Raw genomic sequence first — 25520 nt, forward strand, 5'->3', positions numbered from 1 at the left:
CAATATGAACAAAGCAATAGCTTCCATTATACTTTTTTGTTTTTCTATAGGTCTTATACATGGGAAAGACTACATTGTATCTTCTCCCGACCGTAAAATACAAGTAAAGGTTTCTGATGGAAAAGAACTTAGCTGGAGTGTGAATTTTAATAAGGAAACGATACTGAAGCCGAGCAGAATAGCGATGACGGTAAAAGAAAGCAACGATGTGTTCGGGATAAATGTTTCGGCGCAAAAAGTGAGCCGGCGGTCTGTCGATGAGGCTTTTGAAGTTGTAGTTCCCACCAAATTCAGGAATATGAAGGACAACTACAACGAAATGAGCCTGACCTTCAAAGGAGGCTATGCCGTAACGTTCCGTGTCTACAATAATGGCTCGGCCTACAGATTCGAAACGGCTGTACCTTCGCAGAAAATACATGTAGAAAACGAAACTGTAGAATTTAATCTGGGAGGTAATTACAATACTTATTGGCCGAAAGAGAGCAGCCCGAATTTTATTACACACTGTGAAGGCGATTTCGATTACATCTCCGTTTCTGATATTCCGAACCGGAAATATGCTTATCTCCCGATCTATTTATCTTCAGCATCAGGCACAAAGATGGTTATAATGGAAGCCGGTTTGTCCGATTACCCGAATCTGTTTTTATCAGGAACAGCCACACAAAAATTAAATGGAGTGTTTCCTCCTGTTATTTTAGAAAAAAAGATAAAAGAAGGCTCGGATCGCAATGAGGAGATTGTCCTTAATGCCGATTATATAGCAAAAACTGAAGGAAAGAGAACTTTTCCCTGGAGATTGCTGATAATCAGCCCTGACGACAAATCCCTGCTGGAAAATAATCTGGTCTACCAGTTATCCCCTCCGGGCGTAGCCGGAGATAAGAGTTGGATAAAACCCGGCCGCATCTCATGGGATTGGTGGAGTACATTGAATGTATATGACGTAGATTTTGAGGCGGGAGTCAATACCCGGACGTATAAATATTATATAGACTTTGCCGCGAAATACGGATTGGAATATATATTGCTGGACGAGGGCTGGTCTGCCGGTACATGGAATATCCGCGAGCCAAACAAGGATGTCGACGTGCAGGAATTGGTCAGGTACGGAAAGACGAAAAATGTAGGGCTTGTATTATGGGCTTTATGGAATCCTCTGCACGAGGATATAGAAGGAATCCTCGATTTGTATAAGCAATGGGGGATAAAAGGAGTGAAAATTGATTTTATGCAGCGCAACGATCAGGAAATGGTAAATTTTTACGAAAATGTGGGAAAAGCGGCCTTCGAAAGGCACTTGCTTGTTGACTTTCATGGTGCATTCAAGCCTTCGGGTTTGCATCGCAAGTATCCGAATGTGATGACTTATGAAGGAGTTTACGGGTTGGAGCATAATAAGTCTTCGAATGATATTTCTCCTGATCACGACTTGATATTACCTTTCACCCGCATGGTGGCAGGCCCGATGGATTATACGCCGGGGGCGACCGTTAATGCAACGCAAAACGACTTCCACATGAACTTCACCCATCCGATGAGCCAGGGCACACGGGCGCATCAGGGTGCACTGTTCATTGCATTTGAGAGTCCGCTGCAGATGTTCGCGGACAGTCCGTCCAACTATTATAAGACGCCTGATTTTACCTCTTTCATTGCACAAATACCGACTGTGTGGGACGAAACCAAAGCCATCGAAGCCGAAGCAGGGAAATATCTTACTATCGCCCGCCGCAGCGGGAACAAATGGTATATCGCTTCACTTACTAATTGGGACCAGCGCAAACTCAGCGTTAATCTTAATTTTATAGGGGAGGGCAAATATAAAGCGGAAATACTGAAAGACGGAGTAAATGCAAACAGATACGGTTCCGATTTCAAGATAGAAACCAAAGACGTTTCCGGAGGCCAGACTTTAGAGATAAATATGGCTAAAGGTGGAGGATGGGCGGCTATACTGACACCTGCGGAATAAATAGTTGAGTTTTGTTGTATGGCCTGCCGTTTTTATCTGTGCAGGCCATAGAACTTTTGAAAAGACAAAGTATGGATATGCTGAAAATAAAATTAATTTATATCTTAATCATATTAACCGCCTTGCCTGTAACCAATGGTAGAGCGCAAGCCGATTTGCGGACAAGAGAATTTTATGGCAGAGTCAGCGAAAAGGGTAAAGGTATTGGTGCTGTCCCTGTTACGGATGGTATCAATATCGTGATCACAAATGAGAAGGGGGAATATAAATTATTGAGTAACGGAACTTCCGAATACATATATATCACAGTACCATCGGGATATAAAATTCCGATTGAAAATAAAGTGCCTTGCTTTTTCAAAAAAATAGAAAAGAGTGACAAAAAGAAGCAAAAAATAGATTTTGAATTACAGAAATCCAGTGTTGATGATAATAAACACACTTTTATAGTGTGGGCGGACCCTCAGGTAAACTTCATGGACGAATTGTCTTTCGTGGAAAGAGCTGCTTCAGATGTATCGGAACTAATAAGAGATGATTATTCCGACAGGCCTGTTTATGGCATAATATGTGGAGACATTATCCACGATACAGGCAAAGAGCCAAGACTTTATGAACCGATGAAAGATATTGTCAGGCAAATGAATATCCCTTTCTTCTTTGCCGTGGGAAACCATGATATAAATCTCGATGTAAGATCGGATAATTATGCGAAAGAATTATATAAAAAGCATTTTGGTCCAACGTATTATTCGTTCAACAGAGGCAAAATCCATTATGTGGTCTTGGACGATGTTTTTTATGCCGGAAATAGTTTTTACTATATCGGATATCTTCCTGAGAAACAACTCAACTGGCTGGAACAGGACTTGGCATTTGTGCCTGAAGGGTCTACAGTTGTTGTCTCCATGCATATACCCTCTTATTCGGTGGAAGCCCGTAGAGGCGAATATAGTAAAGAACCTCCGACCAAAGTCTTGCAGAACCGCCAATCCCTATATAAAATACTTAAGCCATACAATGCCCATATATTTTCGGGGCATGAACACCAAAACGAAAATTATATCCTTGCCGGTAATATCTTCGAACATAATCATGCAGCGATTTGCGGTCTTTTCTGGCAGGCGCCGTGGTGCCATGATGGAACAGCTTCGGGATACGGAGTCTATGAATTTGACGGAGATAATGTGAAATGGTACTTTAAGACAATCGGGAAAAATCGGAATTACCAGTTCAATTTATATCCACTGGGAGCTAGTCCGGAAAAACCGGATGCGATAACAGCAAATGTTTGGAATTATGATCCTTCATGGAAAATATATTGGTATGAGGATAATGTGAGGATGGGCGAAATGGAACGGTTTACCGGATACGACCCTAATATTCGCGACTATGTAAAAGATAACGGGAAGAATTTCAGATATAACTGGATCTCTGTTAAGCAGACAGATCATTTGTTTTTTGCTATCCCTAAGGATAAGGAGGCCAGAATAAAGGTAGAGGTTATCGACCGTTTTGGAAACTCTTATATTGAAGAACTTAAATAATAAACAAATATGCCGGCCTGCAAATTTTTTTATCTGGTAGTTATATTTATTTCATCGGTAAATATAAATGCTCAGGTAGATTTACGAAATATAGAATTGTCAGGGAAAGTCCTTGATAGTAAGGGATCTGCCATTCCTGGGGTTGCCGTGACCGATGGCTATAATATTGTTACCACTGATAATAGGGGTGAATATAAGTTGTTGAGCAATGCCACTGCCGACTTTGTGTATATATCTGTACCACCGGGCTATATTATTCCGGTGAAGGATAATGCCCCTCACTATTTCCAGCGGATAACCGACAAATCCGGATTGAAACAAAAATTTAATTTTATACTGGAAAAATCCGGACAAAATGAAGATAAGCATGTCCTGATTGCCTGTGCCGACCCTCAGGTCGGATTCGATGAGGAAATACCCATGCTGGGAGGAGCGTTAAAAGATATGGAATTGCTGGTTAACCAATATTATAAGCATCTGCCCGTGCATGGTATGATTTGCGGTGATATAATAGCGGAGATAAGCAGGGAGCCAAAGTTTTTGGAACCGATAAAACAGATGTTTGCCAAAACAAATATCCCATTCTTCTATGCTGCCGGGAACCATGATATGGATGTGGACGGAAGATCGAACCATTATTCGAAGGAAACTTTCAAAAAAGCGCTAGGGCCGGCATACTATTCATTCAACAGAGGTAAAGTTCACTATATTGTCCTTGATGATGTATTCTTTACGGCCCGGGGATATTCCTCCATCGGCTATCTTGATGAAAAGCAGTTATGCTGGCTCGAACAGGATTTGGCTCTTATTCCCGAAGGTTCCACTGTAGTTGTTGCCTTCCATATACCAACTTATTCACCCGAAGCCCGGAAAGGAGAATATGTAAAGGAAGAAATGAACAAAGTGCTTCAAAACAGGAATAGCCTTTACAAAATGCTAAAACCATACAACGCTTTAATTCTTTCGGGGCATGAACATTATAACGAAAATTATCAGTTGGCAGATAATCTCTTCGAGCATGTTCATGCTGCCCTCTGTGGTATTTTCTGGCAAGCTCCCTATAATAGTGACGGTACCCCTTTAGGATATGCTGTTTATGAGTTTGACGGAAACCGTGTGAAATGGTATTATAAACCGATAGGAAAAGATAAGGATTATCAGTTTGATTCATATCTGCCGGGAGCCGATAAACATAAACCAGACGCCATTATAGCAAACGTATGGAATTATGATCCTCAATGGAAAGTATATTGGTACGAAAACGGAGCTAAAATGGGCGAGATGAAGCAGTACAGGGGCTGGGATCCCGGCGTTGTGGATTATGTAGAGAAAAACCGGGAAAACTTCCGGTATAAATATATCGGGGCGGGACCGACAGAACATTTATTCTATGCCGAACCGATAGATAAAAACGCTGAGATAAAAATAGAGGTGATAGACCGGTTTGATAATGTATATACCGGAATACCGAAGAAAATAAAATAATAAAGAAGAATATTAAGTGTAAATCATAAAATATTAATTATGAAATATTTTGTATATATAATCTTGTACTTGGTTGCAGTAAATACTTTTGCACAGCAAAAGCCTGATTTCAGAAATGATTATTATGACAACAAGCGGGCACAACAGGAAAGCATCCCAAAAGTAAACGGAGCAATTGTAATGCTTGGAAACAGCCTTACCGAGCGAGGTTTGTGGTGGGAATATTTTCCCGGAAAGAAGATATTGAACAGAGGAATCGGTGGCGATATTTTATGCGGTATGATTGACCGGTTACCCGATATATTAAAAAACAAGCCCTCTAAAATGTTTATTACAGCCGGAATTAATGATATTCTGTTTCATAATATAACGAAAGAGGAATTTGAAATCCGGTACGATACAATTATAAATTTAATATCAAGGGAGCAACCCCGTTGCCGTATATATCTTGAAAGCTTATTGCCAGTCAACGATATTGTAAATCCCGGTAGTGTATTCTTAAAAGATAAGAACGGCACAATAAAAGAATTTAATGAACTTATTAAAGAAATAGCAAAAAAGCACCGGCTAAAATACATTGATATTCATTCAGGTTTATTAGACGACGGACATCTCAATGCCGGCTACACTGCTGATGGCATTCATCTGAATGAAAAAGGGTACTTGATTTGGGCTACATTGTTAAAACCATACATCAATGAATAAAACATCACTTATTTTATTTTTTACCCTGATATTTTCAGTTTCCCTGATATCGTGTGAAAATATACAAAGCACGAAGGAAATCACTACTGATGTTCTGGTTATCGGTGGTACCACCAGTGGCACGTCTGCAGGGATATCTTCTGCTAGAGAAGGTGTTAAAACACTTATAGTAGAAGAAAGCCCGTGGCTCGGGGGTATGTTTACAGCTCAGGGTGTTGGAGCCTGCGACGGGAACCACAATTTACATTCGGGTATATGGAATGAGTTCAGGGAAAAACTTCGCAACAGATATGGAGGTATTGGCGGTGTATGGACAGGCTGGGTGAGCAGTACGTTATTCGAGCCCCATGTAGGTGATAGTATTTTCAAATCGATGGCTGCGGCCGAAAAAGATTTGACGGTACTTCATGGTTATTTTCTTGATGATATACTGAAAGAAGGGAATACGGTCACTGGCGCTGTTTTCTGCAACGATAAGAACGAGAAATTAATTGTTCATGCTAAAATCACAGTAGATGCCACTGATATCGGCGAAAGCCTGAAAATGGCAAAAGCCGGTTACAGGTTGGGAATGGATTCAAAGAATGAAACCGGAGAAAAGGGCGCTCCTGAACAATCAAACGGTATCGTACAGGATCTGACCTGGGTTGCCATACTGAAAGATTACGGAGAAGGAGCAGATAAAACAATCCCTAAGCCTCAGGGTTATAATCCGGAAATTTTTCATGGTTGCTGCAAAGAAACTGTCGATTCGATACAAATCGACTGCCGGCGGATGCTCGATTATGGAAAAATGCCGAATAACAAGTATATGATCAACTGGCCTAAATCCGGTAACGATATTTATCTTAACGTAATAGAACTGCCTCGCAAAGAACAGGAAAAAGAACTCCAAAAAGCGAAAGAACATACGCTCTGTTTTATATATTATATACAGAATGAGTTAGGGTTCAAACATCTGGGATTAGCAGATGATGAATTTGACACACCGGACAAATTAGCATATAAACCATATCATAGGGAAGGGCGCAGACTTAAAGGATTGTCTTTCCTGACTTTCAACCATGTTGAAAATCCATACGGCCAAAAGGAGTTTTTATACAGGACAGGCATATCGGTAGGTGATTATCCGGTCGATCATCATCATGGGAAAAATCCAGAGGCTCCTAAAATAGGCTTTGATCCCGTTCCGTCTTTTAATGTTCCGCTGGGGTCTCTTATTCCTGAAACTGTAGACGGCCTGATAGTGTCGGATAAAGCTATTTCAGTATCGAATCTCATCAATGGGTCTACCCGCCTGCAACCTGTAGTTCTGCTTACCGGGCAGGCTGCCGGAATTCTGGCGGCATTATCAGTAAAAGAGGATAAACAGCCACGCGGGGTATCAGTAAGGGATGTTCAATCTGTCTTGCTGGAGAGAAAGGCATACATTATGCCTTTATACGATATTCTGCCGTCCGACCCCGACTTTGAAGTGATACAGAAAGTCAGCGCGACCGGGATATTAAAAACAACAGGTGAGCCATTTGGTTGGGCAAACCGTACATGGTTCTATCCGGATACAACAATCACAGTTGCTGAATTTACAAAAGGGCTCAATTCTTTCGATCCTGAATCGGAAATTATAGATGATAATAAACTGCTTACCGAAGATGCAGCCGTTAAATATATTTACCGGATTACGGGACAAAGCAAAACCGATGGGAAAGTATATTCGACCAAACCGGTTACAAAACGCGGACTGGCGGTGATACTGGACAGGTTGCTCAATCCTTTCAGTAAAGAAATCGGATTTGACGGACACTATCAATAAAAATATGTGGAAAGAAGTTGAAACAGGTATGCATACCGGTGGCATAATAAAATAAATTCCTGAAGGATGGATGACAGGTCATGTGCACTGGATGCACTTAGAGGATACGCCATTGTGACAATGGTTTTGTCGGGAGCCGTAGTCTACGGCGTCCTGCCCGGATGGATGTATCATGCACAGGTACCTCCTCCCACCCATGTTTTTAACCCCGCAGCACCGGGAATAACATGGGTCGATTTAGTCTTCCCCTTTTTCTTGTTTGCTATGGGTTCAGCATTTCCTTTTTCTATCAGGAAGAGACTGGAGAGAGGGGAGTCTAAATTGAAGCTTATTTACGATGCACTGAAAAGAAGTATCCAATTGACATTCTTTGCCATCTTTATCCGGCATTTCTATCCTTATGTATTGAGTAATCCGGAGGATGCAAGGGCTTGGGGGCTGTCCCTGCTGTGTTTCGTTCTTCTGTTCCCTATGTTTATGCGGATACCGTTAAAGATGCCTGCTTGGACGCATATTGTAGTGAAATTACTGGCATACGCAACAGCTCTTGTCCTGTTACTTATGGTAGATTATGCCGACGGACGCAGGTTCGACCCGCATTTCAGTAATATCATTATCCTTATACTGGCTAATATGGCTTTATTCGGTTCGCTGATTTATATTTTTACGATAAAGAGTAAAATATGGCGTATTGCAGTATTGCCTTTTATTATGGCTGTCTTTCTGGGAAAAGATATACAAGGCAGTTTTGTAAGTGAGATATATAATTTTACTCCATTGGACTGGATGTACAGATTCGAATATCTGAAATATCTGTTCATCGTGTTGCCGGGTAGTATTGCCGGGGAATATCTGATGGAGTGGATGAATGCCAGAAAGGGAATGGAGCCGGAGCCAGATGTAAAGGAAAGGAATGGATCGTATCAGGTGTTGTTTATTTCTATAGCGCTTATTATTATCAATCTGTATTGTTTGTATAACCGCTGGTTGATAGTAAACATGTTCATAAATACAGGACTGATAATCTATGGCTACCTTATTCAGAGAAAGGCTGTGACAGCGGATGAGCAATTATGGAAAAAGTTGTTTGTTGCGGGCAGTTATCTCGTTCTGTTGGGGTTGTTTTTCGAAGCCTATCAGGACGGGATAAAGAAAGACCCTTCTACATACAGCTACTATTTCCTTACTTCCGGACTGGCTTTTATGGCAATGATAGCATTCCATGTTATTTGTGATTATTATAAATGCCGTCGTAGTACAAGTTTTCTCGTCATGTCGGGGCAGAATCCGATGATAGCCTATGTGGCTACAGGCTTGTTTACAGTGCCATTGCTGAGCCTGACCGGTGTATATTCTGTTTTCGACAATTTTCAGCACAATGCGTGGCTTGGATTCCTGCGAGGCGTTATACTGACGGCAATAGCTGTATTGGTGACGATGTTCTTTACTAAGATAAGGTGGTTTTGGCGGACATAGTTTTACCATTTGGCCGCCAAAATTGAAATCAGTACCAAATCCAACTACTGATTCACATGATTAATATTAGATAATGCCGGTATCTCTTCTCTTTTATAGTTTGGTTCTTTCCCTTTCTTTTTATTAAAATAATTTTCCGCCCTTTCTTTTCTGATGAGAATATTCACGGAGACAGCTATTGTACAATATATCAGGAATGGAACCACAATGAAATATGGTATATAACTTGTGTACTCCCCGAAATCGAAGTTACCCACGGCTAAAATAAGTAAATAAGAAAAGAAAACGATGTATGAAATCCTGTGTATTGTCTTGTATTTCTCATATTTTTGCATAATAATCAAATTTTAATCTGTTATAAACCATAAGAAGTCAGATTCTTAAGATAATTAGCAGTGAAGTCTTTTCATACGCACCCTTTCTTTAATAAAATGTCCATATAATCTTATTGGGATAAACATAGGCCTTAAAATCCAGATTCCCAAATATTTTACAAAATCTTTACAATTAGTGGGATCTTAATTGGATATTTTTATATAAGTTTCAGGCTGTTTTTGTTTTATTTAATACGGCTTCTTCTCTGAGAAGCAAAAAAACAGTGATAAAATTTGTATTTAAAAAAAAATTTATAACTTTGTGTTCACTTTTTGATATGAAATTATGACAAATTGCTTTTTACATGTCCTCATTCTTGATATTCTCCTCGTCGGCCGGAATAAATGAGAAAGGTGTGTATATTAGCTTGATAATATAAGGAATAAATAAAATATAGCCTTTCTCATTTTTGGGGAAGGTTTTTTTATAATATTCCGGATAATAAATAAACTGAAAAACAACTATAAGCGTATGGCGATGAGCTAACGGCTAAATTTAGAAAGTTATGGGATTTGAATTAAGAAGTTCGACAAGCACACAAGGTAGACGCATGGCAGGAGCCAGAGCTCTATGGCGTGCAAACGGTATGAAGGAAGAGCAGATGGGTAAGCCATTGATAGCCATCGTAAATTCATTTACACAATTTGTACCGGGCCACGTTCACTTACACGAAATAGGGCAAAAAGTTAAAGCTGAAATAGAAGCATTGGGTTGTTTTGCCGCAGAATTCAATACGATTGCGATTGACGATGGTATTGCTATGGGGCATGATGGTATGCTGTATTCCCTTCCTTCGCGCGATCTGATAGCCGATAGTGTAGAATATATGGTGAATGCGCATAAAGCCGATGCAATGATCTGCATTAGCAACTGTGACAAAATTACTCCGGGAATGCTAATGGCTGCCATGAGATTGAATATCCCGACTATTTTCGTTTCGGGTGGACCAATGGAAGCCGGAAAGATGGACGGGCAGCAACTAGACCTTATAGATGCCATGATAAAGTCGGCTGACGATTCGGTTTCAGATAGGGAAGTAAATCTAATAGAAAAGGCTGCCTGCCCTACGTGTGGTTCCTGTTCGGGAATGTTTACGGCAAATTCGATGAACTGTCTGAACGAAGCTATTGGATTAGCCCTGCCGGGTAACGGAACTATTGTGGCTACGCATGCCAACCGGATGCAGTTATTTAACAATGCGGCCAGACAAATTGTAACCAATGCCTATCGTTATTACAGGGATGGGGACGAATCGGTTCTCCCCCGAAAGATCGCGACAAAAACAGCTTTCCTTAATGCCATGACACTGGATATAGCTATGGGAGGCTCTACAAATACCATTCTTCATCTTTTAGCCATTGCTCAGGAAGCCGAAGTGGATTTCACAATGGATGATATTGATAAATTGTCCCGTAAAACACCTTGTCTTTGTAAAGTAGCTCCCAATACACAGAAATATCATATACAGGATGTAAACCGTGCAGGTGGTGTTCTGGGTATTATGAGAGAACTGGATAGAGCCAAGTTAATAGACACTTCTGTATCAAGGGCAGATGGACTTACATTGGCTCAGGCCATAAGTAAATACGATATTACGAAAAATACGATTATAACCAGGGAGGCGGAGCTTACATACAAATCGGCTCCCGGTAACCGTTTCAATCTTGTAATGGGATCTCAGGATAATTATTTCCCGACGCTCGATATAGACAGGGAAGCGGGCTGTATCCGCAATTTGGAACATGCTTATACCAAAGACGGTGGTCTTGCAATACTGAAAGGAAATATTGCGATTAACGGATGTGTAGTAAAAACAGCAGGAGTAGACGAGAGTATTTTCAAATTTTCGGGCAAAGCAAAAGTATTTCACTCACAGGATGCAGCATGCGAAGGTATCCTGAAGGGTGAAGTTGTTGCCGGAGATGTAGTTGTCATAACCTATGAAGGACCTAAAGGAGGACCGGGCATGCAGGAAATGCTTTATCCTACGTCCTATATAAAGTCGAAACACTTAGGCAAAGCATGTGCTTTGGTTACAGATGGCCGTTTCTCCGGTGGTACATCCGGATTGTCTATCGGCCACGTTTCTCCCGAAGCCGCATCAGGAGGTGCAATCGGTTTGGTCCGTAACGGTGATGTCATAGAAATAAATATACCTAAACGTTCCATCAATGTGAAATTATCTGATGCCGAACTGGACGCACGTCGTCAGGAGGAGTTGGCAAAAGGTAAAGATGCATTCAAGCCGGATCGGGAACGTTATATATCCAAAGCGCTGAAAGCTTATGCGAGCATGGTGAGTTCGGCCGATTTGGGAGCAATCAGAATTATAGAATAAAAACTTTATCTATAGTTATGAATAGGCAAATATGCGGGCAGGTAAGTTTATAACTGGTATCTCGTATCTCGTCTGCTTATTTACAAAAAACGTAAAAAAGTGTCAGATTTGTCAGGTTTTTAGAAAATAATCGCGAGTTATAAGTAAAGTACTGAATAATTGTTGGCTGTTATCTGCCAAATGTAATATATTAAATATGAATACAAAAATAACAGGAAGTGAAGCCCTTATCCGTTCTTTGATTAATGAAGGGGTAGATACTATATTCGGATATCCGGGAGGTGCTATTATGCCGGTATTCGATTGTTTATACGATTTTAAAAAAGAGATAAACCATATACTTGTCCGTCACGAACAGGGTGCAACACATGCCGCACAAGGTTATGCGCGTACATCCGGTAAGGTTGGTGTGGCTCTGGTTACCTCCGGTCCCGGAGCAACGAATGCAGTTACAGGCATCGCCGATGCTATGCTCGACAGTACACCTATGGTTGTAATATCGGGGCAGGTGATTTCTTCCCTGTTGGGGAGCGATGCCTTTCAGGAAGCCGATGTTGTGGGTATTACCCAGCCTATTTCGAAATGGTCGTATCAGATACGCCGTCCCGAAGATATGGCATGGGCGGTTGCCAGAGCATTTTATATAGCCTCTACTGGTCGTCCTGGTCCGGTTGTACTTGATATAACCAAAGATGCTCAGTTTGGAAAGGTGGATAATTATACATATGAAAGGGGAGCGTTTATACGCAGCTATCAGCCTAAACCTGACATAAAGGATGCTGAGATAGAAGTTGCCGCGCAGATAATAAATGAGGCGAAGAAGCCTTTGGCCTTAGTAGGACAGGGGGTTATTCTGGGTAATGCCGAAAAAGAGCTACTTGCTTTTCTTGAAAAATCGGGTATTCCTGCCGCATCTACCATATTGGGACTCTCGGCTATACCATCCGGTCATCCGCAACATGTAGGTATGCTGGGCATGCATGGTAACATCGGACCTAATCGTAAAACGAATGAATGTGATGTGCTGATCGCCATCGGGATGCGTTTCGACGACCGTGTAACCGGAGATTTGAAGACATATGCCAAACAGGCAAAGATCATACACTTCGATATAGACAAGGCCGAAATAAATAAAAATGTAACGGTAACTGCCCGTGTATTGGGAGATGTAAAAGATTCCTTACCTAAAGTGACTGCGAAACTTAATGGAAATAAATTTCCGGAATGGCTGGCTGAATTTAAAGCCTGCGATGATGAGGAATATAATTTTGTAATCAAAGATGAACTATATCCTGAATCGGGAAAACTGAAGATGGGTGAGGTTATTAATAAAGTATCTGAGGCTACGGACAATGATGCGGTGCTTGTTACAGATGTAGGGCAGCATCAGATGATGGGAGTTCGCTATTTTAAATACAACCGCAGTCGTAGTGTAGTTACTTCCGGCGGATTGGGTACTATGGGATTTGGCCTTCCTGCAGCTATCGGAGCCAAATATGGCGCTCCAGACCGTACAGTATGCCTGTTTGTGGGTGATGGCGGTATACAGATGACTATACAGGAACTGGGTACCATTATGCAAACGGATATTGATGTTAAAATCGTGATTTTGAATAATCATTTCCTGGGTATGGTGCGCCAGTGGCAGGAGCTATTCTTTGATGAACGGTATTCGGAGACAGTGATGAAAAATCCTGATTTTGTAAAAATAGCTGAAGCATATAATATTCCGGCTAAAAAAGTGGAAACAAGAGATGAATTGGATAAGGCCATAGCCGATATGCTGAATCACAAGGGTTCATATTTGCTGGATGTACAAGTGGAGACTAAAGGAATGGTATATCCGATGGTTCCGGCAGGTACATGTGTGACAAATATATTATTGGGAAATGAATAATAAATAATTAGCAAATTCGGATATTAGCAAATTAAAAAACGAATCAGGGATGCGTTCTATTTTCGATATTTGCTAATATGCTAATTTTCAAATTTTCAAATTAAAAATTATGCAAGATAAAACATTATATACAGTAACCATTTTTTCGGAAAATACAGTCGGACTGCTCAGTCAGGTAACCAGTGTGTTTACCCGTCGCCAGCTGAATATAGAAACTCTGTCTGTATCACCGTCAGCATTGAAAGGGATACACAAGTTTACGATCACTGTTTTCTGCGACGAGGAGATGATAAAGAAAGTTGTTCTGCAGGTTGATAAACGAGTAGATGTTCTGAAGTCATATTATAATACAAATGATGAGCTGATACATCAGGAGATTGCCTTATACAAACTGTCTACTCCCGATTTTCTGAAAATCGAGTCGGTAGAAGGACTTATCAGGAAATATAACGCACGAATTCTGGATATAAATGAAAATAGTGTGGTTTTAGAGAAAACCGGACATTATCAGGAAACACAGGATCTGTTTGAGGAATTGAGTAAGAGTATAGGAGTCTTACAGTTTATCCGTTCGGGTCGTGTAGCAATCACTAAATCCAAAATAGAACGATTGAGCGATATGCTGGCCGAACTGGATAAAAAATACAGTGAAGATAAGTAATGAGTTGTTAGCAGATTTGAGTATTTTTACAAATCGTTATTAACTTAATACTAACTTATATACTAATAAATATGATGACTCCTATTGGCCGGTACGAATTCGGAATTGACGCATACTTAACAGATTTCAGAGGAAAAGCTACATTGCCGATGATTGGCGGATTTATGCTTCAGGCAGCGACAAAGCATGCCGAAGAACGCGGATTCGGCTATTCAGCAATGACATCCCAGCAACGGGTTTGGGTGCTTTCCCGGATAGCGATAGAAGTATTTGAATATCCGAAAAACGATACGGCAATGGTGCTCAAAACATGGGTGGCTAGTGTTAACAGGTTGTTTACTGAACGACATTTTTCATTCGAGGACGAACAAGGCAGGGAGATTGGTTTTGCCAAGTCACTCTGGGCCTCTATCGATTTGGTGACACGCAAACCGACAAATGTCCTGGAATTGGAAGGATTGTCCGATTATATTACCCGGAAGGAGAATCCGATAGAGGGAATGACTAAAGTTCCGGCATTGAAGGATGATTATGAGATCGCTGCCGGTTTTGTAGTTAAATACAGCGATGTGGACATCAATAAACACCTTAACAGCATGAAGTACATTGAGCACTTTGTAGATGTTTTCGATATTGATATGTTTAGGGAAAAAGAGATTCGCCGCATAGAGATAAACTATATTTCGGAAGGCCGTTACGGGACAAAACTCGATATTCTTAAACGAACGGAAGGAGACGGTGTCTTTGTGCTTGAAATGAAGGATGGGGATACGACAGTCTGTTCTACAAGGGTCACATGGAAGTAAAAAATACAAAACTAAAAATGGAAAGTTGATTTAATAATGTTGAAACTTGAAATCATTAAATTTTGAAATAAAATATATATAGTTCTTTAATTAATTAAACAAAACAAAAATGGCAGAAATGAATTTTGGCGGCGTTGTAGAGCAAGTAGCCACCCGCGATGAATTCCCTTTGGAAAAAGCAAGAGAAGTATTAAAAAATGAAACCATCGCAGTTATCGGTTACGGAGTGCAAGGTCCGGGACAAGCTTTGAATCTTCGCGACAACGGGTTCAATGTAATCATTGGTCAACGTAAAGGTGGTAAAACATGGGAAAAAGCTATCGCTGACGGCTGGGTTCCGGGCGAAACTTTATTCGATATAGAAGAAGCAGCTGAAAAAGGTACAATAATCCAGTACCTGTTGTCCGATGCTGCACAGATAGAAGTATGGCCACGCCTGAAACCTTACCTGACAGCCGGTAAGGCTTTGTATTTCTCTCACGGATTCGGTATTACATACAAAGAGCGTACAGGTATTATCCCTCCTGCTGATGTGGATGTTATTCTTGTTGCTCCTAAAGGTTCGGGTACAAGCCTTCGCCGTATGTTTCTCGAAGGTCGCGGGTTGAATTCAAGTTATGCTATCTTCCAGGATGCTACAGGCCGTGCTAAAGAACGCGTAATCGCTCTGGGTATCGGTGTGGGTTCAGGTTATTTGTTCGAAACGGATTTCAAACGTGAAGTATATTCTGACCTTACAGGTGAGCGTGGAACATTAATGGGTGCAATACAAGGTATTTTACTCGCACAGTATGAAGTATTGCGTGAAAACGGCCATTCGCCTTCAGAAGCCTTCAATGAAACGGTAGAAGAACTCACTCAATCATTGATGCCATTGTTCGCCGAAAAGGGTATGGACTGGATGTACGCGAACTGTTCTACTACTGCCCAACGTGGTGCTCTTGACTGGATGGGACCTTTCCATGATGCAACAAAACCTGTCTTTGAAAAATTATATAAAGAGGTAGCTTGCGGAAATGAGGCTCAACGTTCCATCGACACCAATTCGAAACCTGATTATCGCGAAAAGCTGGAAGAAGAATTGAAAGATCTTCGCGAAAGTGAAATGTGGCGTACAGGAGCGGTGGTAAGAAAATTGAGACCGGAGAATAATTAAGATAATCTATTTTCAATAAAAAAAGGCTGGATTTATTAAAATTCAGCCTTTTAGCTTTATATCGGTAGAGCCTTCAAATTAATTTGAAAATTGGTGCAATGGTACCTGGCGATAATATTGCGGTGCTTTTTTTCTTATCACAACTTCTTTAGCAACAATGTCTTTGTTTATATAATCAGTCCAGATAGTACTAATTTCATCACTTTGAATATTCGCAGTGTAATTACCGGTATAGTTTATGGTTTCTACTATTTTCCGAAACCGCTTGCGTTGATCTACGCATTCGATGCTGAAGGTTGCCTGTTGATTATTGGTTGCAAAGAATAACAGAGTATCAATATTTTCTTTCCGGATGTATTTAAACATTACAATTTCATTTAGCAGCGTGGAGTAAATTACCCTGCCTTTATGAGTGGCAACCAGGTTCGTATTTGATATGGTAACTGTAAATGTTTTAACGAAAGCCTTTTTCAATAAAAGGACGACGGATAATACTAAAACCGGAATTGCAATTATGAGGAACGAATCGATGCCATTATCAATCAAAGTGTTAGAAAAGTAGATAATGGTAGATAAAAAAACTGTAAGTATCAGTAATGTGCTGATAACCAAAGCTCTTTTGTTAAACGTTTTAAGTTTAAAAGATTTCATTATTGTGCTGTTGTATTCCATTATGTTACTAAGGATATATTCCTATTCAACATTCTATATTGCACTGCCCCAATATATATACCTATATCCATATAGGTCCTCCAATACCCTTTTCTAAATATAGAAAATCACTTTTTGCCCAAACACTTCTGTGCTGAAAATATCATCCGGGCTTATTATTTGTCTCTAAGTAATCATTTTATTCAAAATAGAAAGATTGTAAACACTTACAATTTTTCTTAAAATGCCTAAAAATTGTATACAAAAATATGAAAGTTATTTATAAATAAAAAATATTTCCAGTCAAAAAAACTCGATATGCAAAAAGGACATGTATTCAAGCTGAATACACGCCCTTTACAATTTTAATTTATATGATTTGTTAAATCGCGTTGATTTCTTTCAAAACAACATTTGTTTTGTGAACAGCAGCGGCTGAAGCTTCGAATTTTTCTTTTTCATCAGCTGTCAGTTTCAGATCAATAATTTTCTCCCATCCGTTTTTACCCAGGACTACCGGCACACCTATACAGATATCGTTTTGCCCATATTCACCCTCCAGAGTAACACAGCAAGGAATTACTTTTTTCTGGTTGTGTATAATAGATTCTACAACATATGCTCCTGCAGCTCCCGGTGCATACCACGCGGAAGTACCCAGCAGGCCTGTAAGAGTAGCTCCGCCCACCATTGTGCCGGCAGTCACTTTGTCCAGGACTTCCTTGGACAGGATTTCCGAAACCGGGATACCTTTATATGTAGCCAGACGGGTAACAGGGATCATTGTAGTATCGCCATGTCCGCCTATTACCATGCCTTCCACTTCGTTCGGATTGCAGCCTAAAGCTTCACTCAGGTAGAATTTAAAGCGGGAACTGTCCAGTGCTCCACCCATACCTATAATACGGTTTTTAGGCAGGCCTGTGACCTTAGATGCCAGATATGTCATTGTATCCATTGGGTTGGAGATGATAACCAGGATAGCATTCGGCGAATATTTAAGGATGTTTTCAGCAACGCTTTTCACGATACCTGCATTCACCCCGATAAGTTCTTCCCTGGTCATTCCCGGTTTCCGCGGGATACCGGAAGTTATAACTACAACATCGGAATCAGCTGTAGCAGCATAATCATTAGTTACACCTTTGATATGAGTGTCAAAGCCCAGCAACTGAGCTGTCTGATTCATATCTATAGCTTTACCTTCCGAAATGCCTTCTTTTACATCCAGCATTACCACCTCATCTGCTACCTCGTTAAATGCAAGTACATTTGCACATGTAGCACCTACATTTCCGGCACCTACGACTGTTACTTTAGACATAATATTTTTTTTATAATAAATTAATAATTTGATTCCTGGATTTCAAATAGTCAGACATATCCTATATATTATAGAGATGATGTCATAAAAGACTAGCAAATGTACATGCTTATTCTGATATAAAGAAGATTTTGGCCGTCAAAAATAGCAGGAATTATTAAAAAAAGCGAAAGCATATTATCCATTTGCTCGATATGCTGAAAAACATCTATATTTGTAGTCGCTTAATATTTTAACATAATTATGAGCACGGAACAAAAAAACAATTCTAAAATATTATTAATTGTAATAATCCTGTTACTTGCAGCAATGGGTATAGCCGGATATTACATATTCAGTCAAAAGACGCAGATAAATGAGTTGCAGGAAGAGAGCAGTTTGAATAAGCAGCAACTGGAAGACGAGTATGAAAATCTTACTATGCAATATGAGGGTTTCAAACTGAATATCAAAAACGATTCTTTGCTTCAGAAACTGACGAATGAGCAGGCAAAGGTTCAGCGATTGCTGGAAGAACTGAAAACGGTAAAAGCAGATAACAAAGCCGAAATAGCGAGATTGAACAATGAATTGGCCAGCCTTCGCAAAATCCTGAAATCATATATTATTCAGATTGACTCACTGAATCAGGCTAACGAACGGTTGAGGAAGGAAAAAAGTGAAATCACTAACAAATACCAGGAGGCTACGCGTACATTGAATGAAGTGTCGCAGCAAAAACAGAATCTGACAGAAAAAGTTACTTTGGCCGCCAAGCTCGACGCTACAGGCATCAGTGTGCAGGCTACCAATAGTAAGGGTAAAGTGCAGAAGAAAATTAATAAAGTGGAGCAACTCATTATAAACTTCACTATTACTAAAAATATTACCGCCGAACCCGGGGAACGGACAATCTATCTGCGTATAATGAAGCCGGATAATGATGTCCTGACCAAGAGCCGTACGAATGTTTTTCCATACGAAAACAGGGATATCAATTATTCAATAAAGAAGATTATTGAATACGGTGGGGAAGAAGTTGGCGTAATCATGTATTGGAATGTAGAAGAATACCTGATGCCGGGTACCTACCGGGTTGATATATTTGCCGATGGAAGCCGTATCGGAATGAGATCTTTTACATTGGAGGACTAATGAACATAATAGAAGCATCAAAAGACCATATTTTTATCATTCAGTCACTTTCCGACAGAATTTGGCCTCCTACATTCGCTAGTATCCTTACGTCCGGCCAGATCAGATACATGATGGATATGATGTACAGTAATTCAGCTTTGGAAGAACAAATAGGGGTGTTAGGTCATCACTATCTTTTGGCAGAAGAGAGTGGAGAGTATTTGGGCTATCTTTCATATGAGTTGGATTATAAGGGCGCTGATGTTACAAAGATCCATAAGATATATGTGCTGCCATCTTTGCAGGGAAAAGGGGTAGGGCGTTTCTTTATTGATGCTGTCGGGAGGATAGCTAAGAAGTACGGCAACGCAGAATTGTCATTGAATGTGAATCGGTTTAATAAAGCTATTGATTTCTACAAGCGTTTGGGCTTTGAAGTTGTTAAATGTGAGGATATAGACATTGGCAATGGTTTTCTTATGGAAGATTATGTAATGAATAAAAAGGTCTGACAGAACAATAGTTTCTTCCCATCTGTTCTCCATTGAACGTATATATATTTGCAAAAATAAATGTGTGGTATTTAATATTACACAGAATAGGTTGCACTTGTATATCTTTTGAGCGGACGAAGATACCGATTAATCATTTTATATCTATTATTTCAATTTTTTACGAAATTTATGAATTATGTTTCGAACTATTCCGATAAAAAATGGGTCCGGATATAATATTTGTTAATAATTATACTATATTTGCCAAGTTAACTTTACTAACAAGAGCAATAAAATCATAAAACACAGTAAGTATATCACTATATATAGTCGATAGTATTTGTTTTATCATAATTTTGTTGCATTTGTTAACAATGTGATAAGAGTGAATATTAATCAATAAAAATTAATACGCATGAAGAAACTTTTAGCCCTATCTCTTATTTTATTTCCGGCGGGCCTGATGGCCAGTGAAGCAGACTTAAAAGTTCCTGAGCTTGGAAGCGGTTATACGCTTTTGCTCTGGGGCCTTTTAATTTTGTTACTCGGCATTGCATTTGGCCTGGTGCAGTACTTCAATATCAAGAAGCTACCTGCGCATCAATCGATGCTCAACGTATCGAAGACGATTTTTGAAACGTGTAAAACCTATCTGTTGCAGCAGGGCAAGTTTCTCTTCTATCTATTGCTGATTATCTCGGCAGTAATGCTTATCTATTTCGGATTTTTGTCTAATCCGGAAATCGTAGCAAAAGGAGAAGTTGGCAGGGGGACGTTCCTTGCTTTTGTCTTGTTTTGGACAATATTGGGTATTCTCGGTTCATATGGCGTGGCCTGGTATGGCATCCGTATCAATACACTGGCCAATTCGCGAACAGCGTTTGCTTCTTTGCGCAAACGTCCGTGGGATGTAGTAAATATCCCGCTTAAAGCCGGAATGAGTGTCGGTGTGATGCTTATCACGGTAGAGCTCATAATGATGCTTGTTATCCTCTTATTTGTACCCGGGGATATGGCCGGGGCTTGTTTACTGGGATTTGCCATTGGAGAATCCCTCGGCGCATCCGCATTACGCATAGCCGGAGGTATCTTTACCAAGATAGCCGATATCGGGGCCGATCTGATGAAGATCGTATTCAATATTAAGGAGGACGATCCCCGTAATCCCGGCGTAATAGCGGACTGTACAGGAGATAATGCAGGCGACAGTGTAGGACCTACAGCCGATGGTTTCGAAACATACGGCGTGACTGGGGTAGCTTTGATCTCATTTATCATACTGGCAGTATTGAATGTGGAATACCAGGCTGCCTTTATAGTTTGGATATTCGTTATGCGTCTGATGATGCTATTTACATCCATCCTGTCTTATTATATCAATCAGGGGATTGCTACCGCTAAATATAAGAACTCAACAAAGTTCAACTTCGAAGTGCCTCTTACAGCCCTTATATGGATTACATCTGTCGTGTCTATTGCGGCAACATATATTGCCAGTTACTTCCTGCTGAATGAGATGCCTAACGGCTTATGGTGGAAACTGGCGTCTATTATCAGTTGCGGTACATTGGCAGCAGCTGTGATCCCTGAACTTACAAAAGCTTTTACCAGCTCGTCGTCCCGCCATGTAAAAGAGGTGGTTACAGCTTCCCGTGAAGGAGGAGCTTCGCTGAATATCCTTTCGGGTATGGTAGCCGGTAATTTCAGCGCATTCTGGAAAGGGCTTACAATCGCCTTACTGATGGCTGTGGCTTACTTTATCTCTACACAGGACCTGGGAAGTATGATGTCTCACCCTTCTATCTTTGCCTTCGGTCTGGTAGCTTTCGGCTTGCTGGGAATGGGGCCGGTTACTATTGCCGTAGACAGCTATGGGCCTGTAACGGATAACGCACAATCGGTATTCGAGCTCTCCCGTATAGAACACTTACCCGGCATATCGGCAGAAGTAAAGAAAGACTTTGGCTTCGAGCCTGATTTCGAGAGAGGGAAAGAGTATCTGGAAGAAAATGATTCGGCCGGTAATACATTTAAGGCTACCGCCAAACCCGTACTTATCGGTACAGCCGTGATCGGGGCTACCACAATGATATTCTCAATCATTCTGGTGCTGGAAAAACTCGGATTGCTGAACATCGATCTTATAGCTGCTCCTGTACTGCTGGGTTTCATCTGCGGAGGTTCCGTTGTTTACTGGTTCTCGGGTTCATCTATGCAGGCTGTGACTACCGGTGCATACCGTGCCGTGGAGTACATAAAGAAGAATATCAATCTGGATAAAGACGAAGCTGATATAGAAGATTCCAAAGCTGTGGTAAAGATCTGTACCCAGTATGCTCAGGTGGGTATGTGGAATATTTTCCTTGCCTTGTTATTCATCACTATGGCCTTTGCCTTTATCGATCCTAACTTCTTTGTCGCATATCTCATATCCATTGCTGTATTCGGCTTATTCCAGGCTATCTATATGGCAAACGCAGGAGGAGCATGGGACAATGCGAAGAAAATAGTCGAAGTGGAATTAAAAGAGCGTAATACCGATCTGCATGCAGCCACGGTAGTTGGCGACACTGTCGGCGACCCGTATAAAGACACATCGTCGGTTTCGTTGAATCCTATCATAAAATTCTCAACATTATTCGGATTGTTGGCTGTAGAGATTGCGATTGAGATTCCCGACTATTGTAAATGGATCGGATTGGTATTTCTTGCCGTGGCATTAGTCTTTGTTTACCGTTCATTTTATTCAATGAGAATTGTAAAGCAATAAGGATAAATGATAAAGCTGTGTTAAGAGTAATTTTGAGTTCACAAAGTATTACTCTCTTTGTCATTGGCTCCGCTTCGCTCTGCCGAACGTTGTTTCTGAATGTAATGAAGAATCTCGACCTCCGGGAAATGAGATGTTTCACTCCGTTCAACATGACAAAGAGATAATGAAAATTACTCTTAACATAGCCTCTTTAATTATTTTCAGTGCTTATAGTCTTCTGATAATATCCTCACTTCTGCTATCTTGGTTGTCACACTATTTGGTGCAGCCACGATTTTTACTTCGAGTATCTCCTTGCCTTTTTCACTTTCGGGAACAGGATAGGTAGAAGTAAAGAGGTTATCTCCTCCATCACCGTTCAGACTCAGTGAAGCCACTTTCCGACCATTTACAAAAACGTCAAAATTGCGGTTTTGGTCACGGTCAAAATATTTCAGATACAGGTAATTGGCATTCTTGCCGGCATTCTTCAACTGATAGCTGAACCAACCCCTTGCTTCACGCCAGTGTATGTCCTCGATAAAGCCTGTATTCGATTTATCGGATTGTATGAAATGATCCGATTCGGGTTGTTGTTCCCCGCAGACTACTTTATCGGCTGTAATCCCATCCAGTTTGATTCTTTCCTTTTCTTCGTCTTCTATTTTCTGCTGTATTTCTTTCACTTCTTCGGCTGTTGCCTGTGGCCAGTAGATGATATAGCGCGACTCATGCAGGCGGAAGAATGGTATAAGTTCCAGTCCTGCCGTATATTTTTCGGGATAGAGCCCCGATAGATGGAACGTCAGGGGCTTTCCCTGTACAGCTTTTACCAAAGAAGCTATTTTATCCGGATCGCTGACGATAATCGGCATATCTTTCATCGGTATTTGCCTGCCGTGAGCAATGTGTCCGCCCCGGCTGTCGTCGGCAAACAATCCCGTCATATCTTCGGTTCCCGTCTTTGCGGCAAGGGTAACAGGGCCGTAGAAAATAGAGTAATAATTCGATTTATCCGGCAATTGCTCTACCGTTATCCGCATAGGCATTTCCACTACTACTTTATCTCCCTTTTTCCATTTACGGTCGATGGATATATAACTGGCCGGGTCTTGCGATACCGGATAATCTTTACCGTTGACGCTCACTTTTAGCCCCCATTTCTTTACCCATACCGGATAACGTAGCTTTAAGGTGAAAGCGGCCGTTTTTTCAGGGTTGATAGTCAATTGGGTCTTAGCTTCGTCGGGGAATGAATTTTCCTGTATAATTTCGGTCTTTTTCTCTTTCCAATTTAAGCGGGAAGGGATGAACAGGTTCACATACAATTTATTATCCGTATGCGCATAGATCATCTCCCCGTATTTGGCATGGTTTTCTATTCCTGAACCTACACAGCACCAAAAACTTGTCTGCGGTTGGGAATATACCCGGTAGTGCCCCGGACGCATCTGGGTGAAGTAAACAAATCCTCCCTGTTCGGGATTCTGGGTAGAAAGGATATGGTTGTATAATGCCCGTTCATAATAGTCCATATACTTTTCATCCTGAGACGTTTGATAAAGCATTTTCGACAGGCGCAACATATTGTATGTATTACATGTTTCAGGGCCTTCGATACTCTTTATCACTCTCGAAAAATCATTCGTCGGGTTGAAATGTTCTCCCACACTGTTGCCTCCGATACTTACCGAACGACGTTCCACAACCGTTTCCCAGAAGAAGCGCGAAGCTTCCGACCACGAATCGTTACCTTCCACATCGGCTATGCGTTTAAATCCAAGCACCTTCGGTATTTGTGTATTGGCATGCATCCCGGTCAGTTTATCTTCATGGTTGAGCAGGGGATTAAGCACCAGCTGATGTGAAAACTGATGCGCCAGTTTCAGGTATTTCTTATCGCCTGTTATCGCGGCTACATCGGCGAATGTCTCATTCAGTCCGCCATGTTCACTGCGAAGCATATCCTGTATCTGTTCTTCCGATAGTTTCGACACCAGATTAATCGCCCAGTCGGTCATTTTTATCAGCATATCCTTTGCCATATCGTTATGGGCATAGAGGTAAGCATCACGCAGCCCGGCATAGGTCTTATGGATATTATATAATGGGACCCATTTGCCGTTAAGGTCGAAACCTCCCGCCCTGATATTGCCGTTTGCGACTTCTTCCCAGATAGCTTTTCCTCCCGGAACACCGCCTATATAACCGTTGCCGTTTGCATCCTGACAGCGTTTCAGCTCGCTAACCATATAGTCGAGACGCTCTTTTATCTGTTTGTCGCCTGTCGATGCATACATCAGGGACAATGCCGATAGGTAATGGCCTCCGATGTGGCCGTCGAGTCCGGTATTTTCCCAGTTGGTATAGCTCTCGGCTTTAGGTGTCAGTCCGGATTCACGCAGGAACGGTGACAATAGCCTGTCGGCTTTCAGTTCCAGCAGGTATTGCTTATCCAGGTCTTCCGCGTGCTTAAACGGGCTATCCAGCAATCTTACGTCCTGCAAACTAAAAGTTTCTACTTTTGGTTTCAACTGGGCATTCATACACAATGTGCTGACGATAAGCCCGGTAATGATATAAATTCTTTTCATTTTATGTTTTAACTAAATATTCCAGGAAACCTGTATTGAATTAACCTTTATTTGCGAGATGTTGTTAAAAAGTAACAGATGTAACAGATATTTTAGCTATTAGCTGATAGCTTTTAGCCGTTAGCGGCGCGAAGCGACAAAACTCGTAATCTGTAACTTTTAACTTATTATCTTGTTTATATTTATTAACTATGTTTGGTTAAAATCTGACACATCTGACAGTTTTTCCAGTGTTTTTATCTTGTCATTTTTACGTTCGTTAACCATATATAGTTAAAAAGTAACAAAAGTAACAGATATATCAGTAAACAGTTAACAACTCGTATCTTGTATCTTGTTGTATCTCGCATCT

The 25520-nt window shown here is 40.9% G+C and carries 18 protein-coding genes; 14 read left to right on the forward strand and 4 right to left on the reverse strand.

All coding sequences use genetic code 11. The features are described 5' to 3' along the window. Positions 1–4 precede the first annotated feature (4 nt). From ACFO6W_RS20830 to ACFO6W_RS20855, 6 genes are all read left to right on the forward strand, one after another. The gene (locus ACFO6W_RS20830; protein WP_380000046.1) at positions 5–1978 is read left to right on the forward strand and encodes a glycoside hydrolase family 97 protein; all 1974 of its coding nucleotides are present in this window, start codon (positions 5–7) and stop codon (positions 1976–1978) included. 71 nt (positions 1979–2049) lie between these two features. Then, positions 2050–3525: a calcineurin-like phosphoesterase C-terminal domain-containing protein gene (locus ACFO6W_RS20835; RefSeq protein WP_380000047.1), complete on the forward strand. Its 1476-nt coding sequence runs from the start codon at positions 2050–2052 to the stop codon at positions 3523–3525. 9 nt (positions 3526–3534) lie between these two features. Then, the gene (locus ACFO6W_RS20840) at positions 3535–5010 is read left to right on the forward strand and encodes a calcineurin-like phosphoesterase C-terminal domain-containing protein (RefSeq protein ID WP_380000048.1); all 1476 of its coding nucleotides are present in this window, start codon (positions 3535–3537) and stop codon (positions 5008–5010) included. A gap of 39 nt (positions 5011–5049) precedes the next feature. Then, on the forward strand, positions 5050–5715 hold the full coding sequence (locus ACFO6W_RS20845; RefSeq protein WP_006797794.1) for a GDSL-type esterase/lipase family protein: 666 nt from the start codon (positions 5050–5052) through the stop codon (positions 5713–5715). Further along, entirely contained in the window at positions 5708–7528 is a 1821-nt protein-coding gene (locus ACFO6W_RS20850) for an FAD-dependent oxidoreductase (RefSeq protein ID WP_380000050.1), read from the forward strand. Before ACFO6W_RS20845 ends, ACFO6W_RS20850 begins: the two co-directional genes overlap by 8 nt. A 66-nt stretch (positions 7529–7594) precedes the next feature. Further along, positions 7595–9004, forward strand: a complete 1410-nt coding sequence (locus ACFO6W_RS20855) for a DUF5009 domain-containing protein (protein ID WP_380000052.1) — start codon at positions 7595–7597, stop codon at positions 9002–9004. Between the two features lie 44 nt (positions 9005–9048). Here the strand turns inward: ACFO6W_RS20855 and ACFO6W_RS20860 are convergent, their stop codons facing one another. Beyond that, a complete protein-coding gene (locus tag ACFO6W_RS20860; protein WP_380000054.1) occupies positions 9049–9339 on the reverse strand; it encodes a hypothetical protein in 291 nt (96 codons plus the stop codon). 545 nt (positions 9340–9884) lie between these two features. Here ACFO6W_RS20860 and ilvD point away from each other — a divergent pair. The 5 genes from ilvD to ilvC all read left to right on the forward strand — a co-directional run bounded on the left by ilvD (position 9885) and on the right by ilvC (position 16237). Continuing rightward, the gene (gene ilvD, locus ACFO6W_RS20865) at positions 9885–11717 is read left to right on the forward strand and encodes a dihydroxy-acid dehydratase (protein WP_380000056.1); all 1833 of its coding nucleotides are present in this window, start codon (positions 9885–9887) and stop codon (positions 11715–11717) included. A 196-nt stretch (positions 11718–11913) separates the two neighbouring features. After that, complete coding sequence (gene ilvB / locus ACFO6W_RS20870) at positions 11914–13614, forward strand: biosynthetic-type acetolactate synthase large subunit (protein ID WP_380000058.1); 1701 nt, start codon at positions 11914–11916, stop codon at positions 13612–13614. A gap of 109 nt (positions 13615–13723) precedes the next feature. Continuing rightward, a complete protein-coding gene (ilvN, locus tag ACFO6W_RS20875; RefSeq protein WP_380000060.1) occupies positions 13724–14275 on the forward strand; it encodes an acetolactate synthase small subunit in 552 nt (183 codons plus the stop codon). A gap of 71 nt (positions 14276–14346) precedes the next feature. After that, positions 14347–15081, forward strand: a complete 735-nt coding sequence (locus tag ACFO6W_RS20880; protein ID WP_380000062.1) for an acyl-[acyl-carrier-protein] thioesterase — start codon at positions 14347–14349, stop codon at positions 15079–15081. 109 nt (positions 15082–15190) lie between these two features. Then, positions 15191–16237, forward strand: coding sequence for a ketol-acid reductoisomerase (gene ilvC / locus ACFO6W_RS20885; protein WP_380000064.1), 1047 nt, complete (start codon positions 15191–15193; stop codon positions 16235–16237). Positions 16238–16315: 78 nt separating this feature from the next. Here ilvC and ACFO6W_RS20890 read toward each other — a convergent pair whose 3' ends face one another. After that, the gene (locus tag ACFO6W_RS20890; protein WP_380000066.1) at positions 16316–16888 is read right to left on the reverse strand and encodes a hypothetical protein; all 573 of its coding nucleotides are present in this window, start codon (positions 16886–16888) and stop codon (positions 16316–16318) included. Between the two features lie 382 nt (positions 16889–17270). Further along, a complete protein-coding gene (gene mdh, locus ACFO6W_RS20895; protein WP_380000068.1) occupies positions 17271–18212 on the reverse strand; it encodes a malate dehydrogenase in 942 nt (313 codons plus the stop codon). Positions 18213–18455: 243 nt separating this feature from the next. On the opposite strand from mdh, the gene ACFO6W_RS20900 reads away from it, so the two are divergent. The 3 genes from ACFO6W_RS20900 to ACFO6W_RS20910 all read left to right on the forward strand — a co-directional run bounded on the left by ACFO6W_RS20900 (position 18456) and on the right by ACFO6W_RS20910 (position 22592). Next, positions 18456–19346 (forward strand): GumC domain-containing protein, encoded by an 891-nt coding sequence (locus ACFO6W_RS20900; RefSeq protein WP_380000070.1) that lies wholly within the window; start codon positions 18456–18458, stop codon positions 19344–19346. Then, a complete protein-coding gene (locus ACFO6W_RS20905) occupies positions 19346–19840 on the forward strand; it encodes a GNAT family N-acetyltransferase (RefSeq protein ID WP_380000072.1) in 495 nt (164 codons plus the stop codon). Before ACFO6W_RS20900 ends, ACFO6W_RS20905 begins: the two co-directional genes overlap by 1 nt. A gap of 397 nt (positions 19841–20237) precedes the next feature. Further along, a complete protein-coding gene (locus ACFO6W_RS20910; RefSeq protein WP_380000074.1) occupies positions 20238–22592 on the forward strand; it encodes a sodium-translocating pyrophosphatase in 2355 nt (784 codons plus the stop codon). Between the two features lie 203 nt (positions 22593–22795). Here the strand turns inward: ACFO6W_RS20910 and ACFO6W_RS20915 are convergent, their stop codons facing one another. Then, the gene (locus tag ACFO6W_RS20915; protein ID WP_380000076.1) at positions 22796–25168 is read right to left on the reverse strand and encodes a beta-L-arabinofuranosidase domain-containing protein; all 2373 of its coding nucleotides are present in this window, start codon (positions 25166–25168) and stop codon (positions 22796–22798) included. Positions 25169–25520: the final 352 nt, after the last annotated feature.

Origin of the sequence: Dysgonomonas termitidis (assembly GCF_042654545.1) — a bacterium.
GTDB lineage: Bacteria > Bacteroidota > Bacteroidia > Bacteroidales > Dysgonomonadaceae > Dysgonomonas > Dysgonomonas termitidis.

What these genes read in the sequence shown, in the direction of transcription:
- ilvD (WP_380000056.1), top strand. Translation starts at nt 9,885, where the DNA reads ATGGGATTTGAATTAAGAAGTTCGACAAGCACACAAGGTAGACGCATG.
- ACFO6W_RS20890 (WP_380000066.1), bottom strand. Translation starts at nt 16,888, where the DNA reads ATGAAATCTTTTAAACTTAAAACGTTTAACAAAAGAGCTTTGGTTATC.
- mdh (WP_380000068.1), bottom strand. Translation starts at nt 18,212, where the DNA reads ATGTCTAAAGTAACAGTCGTAGGTGCCGGAAATGTAGGTGCTACATGT.
- ACFO6W_RS20860 (WP_380000054.1), bottom strand. Translation starts at nt 9,339, where the DNA reads ATGCAAAAATATGAGAAATACAAGACAATACACAGGATTTCATACATC.
- ACFO6W_RS20900 (WP_380000070.1), top strand. Translation starts at nt 18,456, where the DNA reads ATGAGCACGGAACAAAAAAACAATTCTAAAATATTATTAATTGTAATA.
- ACFO6W_RS20840 (WP_380000048.1), top strand. Translation starts at nt 3,535, where the DNA reads ATGCCGGCCTGCAAATTTTTTTATCTGGTAGTTATATTTATTTCATCG.
- ACFO6W_RS20855 (WP_380000052.1), top strand. Translation starts at nt 7,595, where the DNA reads ATGGATGACAGGTCATGTGCACTGGATGCACTTAGAGGATACGCCATT.
- ilvB (WP_380000058.1), top strand. Translation starts at nt 11,914, where the DNA reads ATGAATACAAAAATAACAGGAAGTGAAGCCCTTATCCGTTCTTTGATT.
- ACFO6W_RS20905 (WP_380000072.1), top strand. Translation starts at nt 19,346, where the DNA reads ATGAACATAATAGAAGCATCAAAAGACCATATTTTTATCATTCAGTCA.
- ilvC (WP_380000064.1), top strand. Translation starts at nt 15,191, where the DNA reads ATGGCAGAAATGAATTTTGGCGGCGTTGTAGAGCAAGTAGCCACCCGC.
- ACFO6W_RS20910 (WP_380000074.1), top strand. Translation starts at nt 20,238, where the DNA reads ATGAAGAAACTTTTAGCCCTATCTCTTATTTTATTTCCGGCGGGCCTG.
- ACFO6W_RS20830 (WP_380000046.1), top strand. Translation starts at nt 5, where the DNA reads ATGAACAAAGCAATAGCTTCCATTATACTTTTTTGTTTTTCTATAGGT.
- ACFO6W_RS20835 (WP_380000047.1), top strand. Translation starts at nt 2,050, where the DNA reads ATGGATATGCTGAAAATAAAATTAATTTATATCTTAATCATATTAACC.
- ACFO6W_RS20915 (WP_380000076.1), bottom strand. Translation starts at nt 25,168, where the DNA reads ATGAAAAGAATTTATATCATTACCGGGCTTATCGTCAGCACATTGTGT.
- ACFO6W_RS20845 (WP_006797794.1), top strand. Translation starts at nt 5,050, where the DNA reads ATGAAATATTTTGTATATATAATCTTGTACTTGGTTGCAGTAAATACT.
- ilvN (WP_380000060.1), top strand. Translation starts at nt 13,724, where the DNA reads ATGCAAGATAAAACATTATATACAGTAACCATTTTTTCGGAAAATACA.
- ACFO6W_RS20880 (WP_380000062.1), top strand. Translation starts at nt 14,347, where the DNA reads ATGATGACTCCTATTGGCCGGTACGAATTCGGAATTGACGCATACTTA.
- ACFO6W_RS20850 (WP_380000050.1), top strand. Translation starts at nt 5,708, where the DNA reads ATGAATAAAACATCACTTATTTTATTTTTTACCCTGATATTTTCAGTT.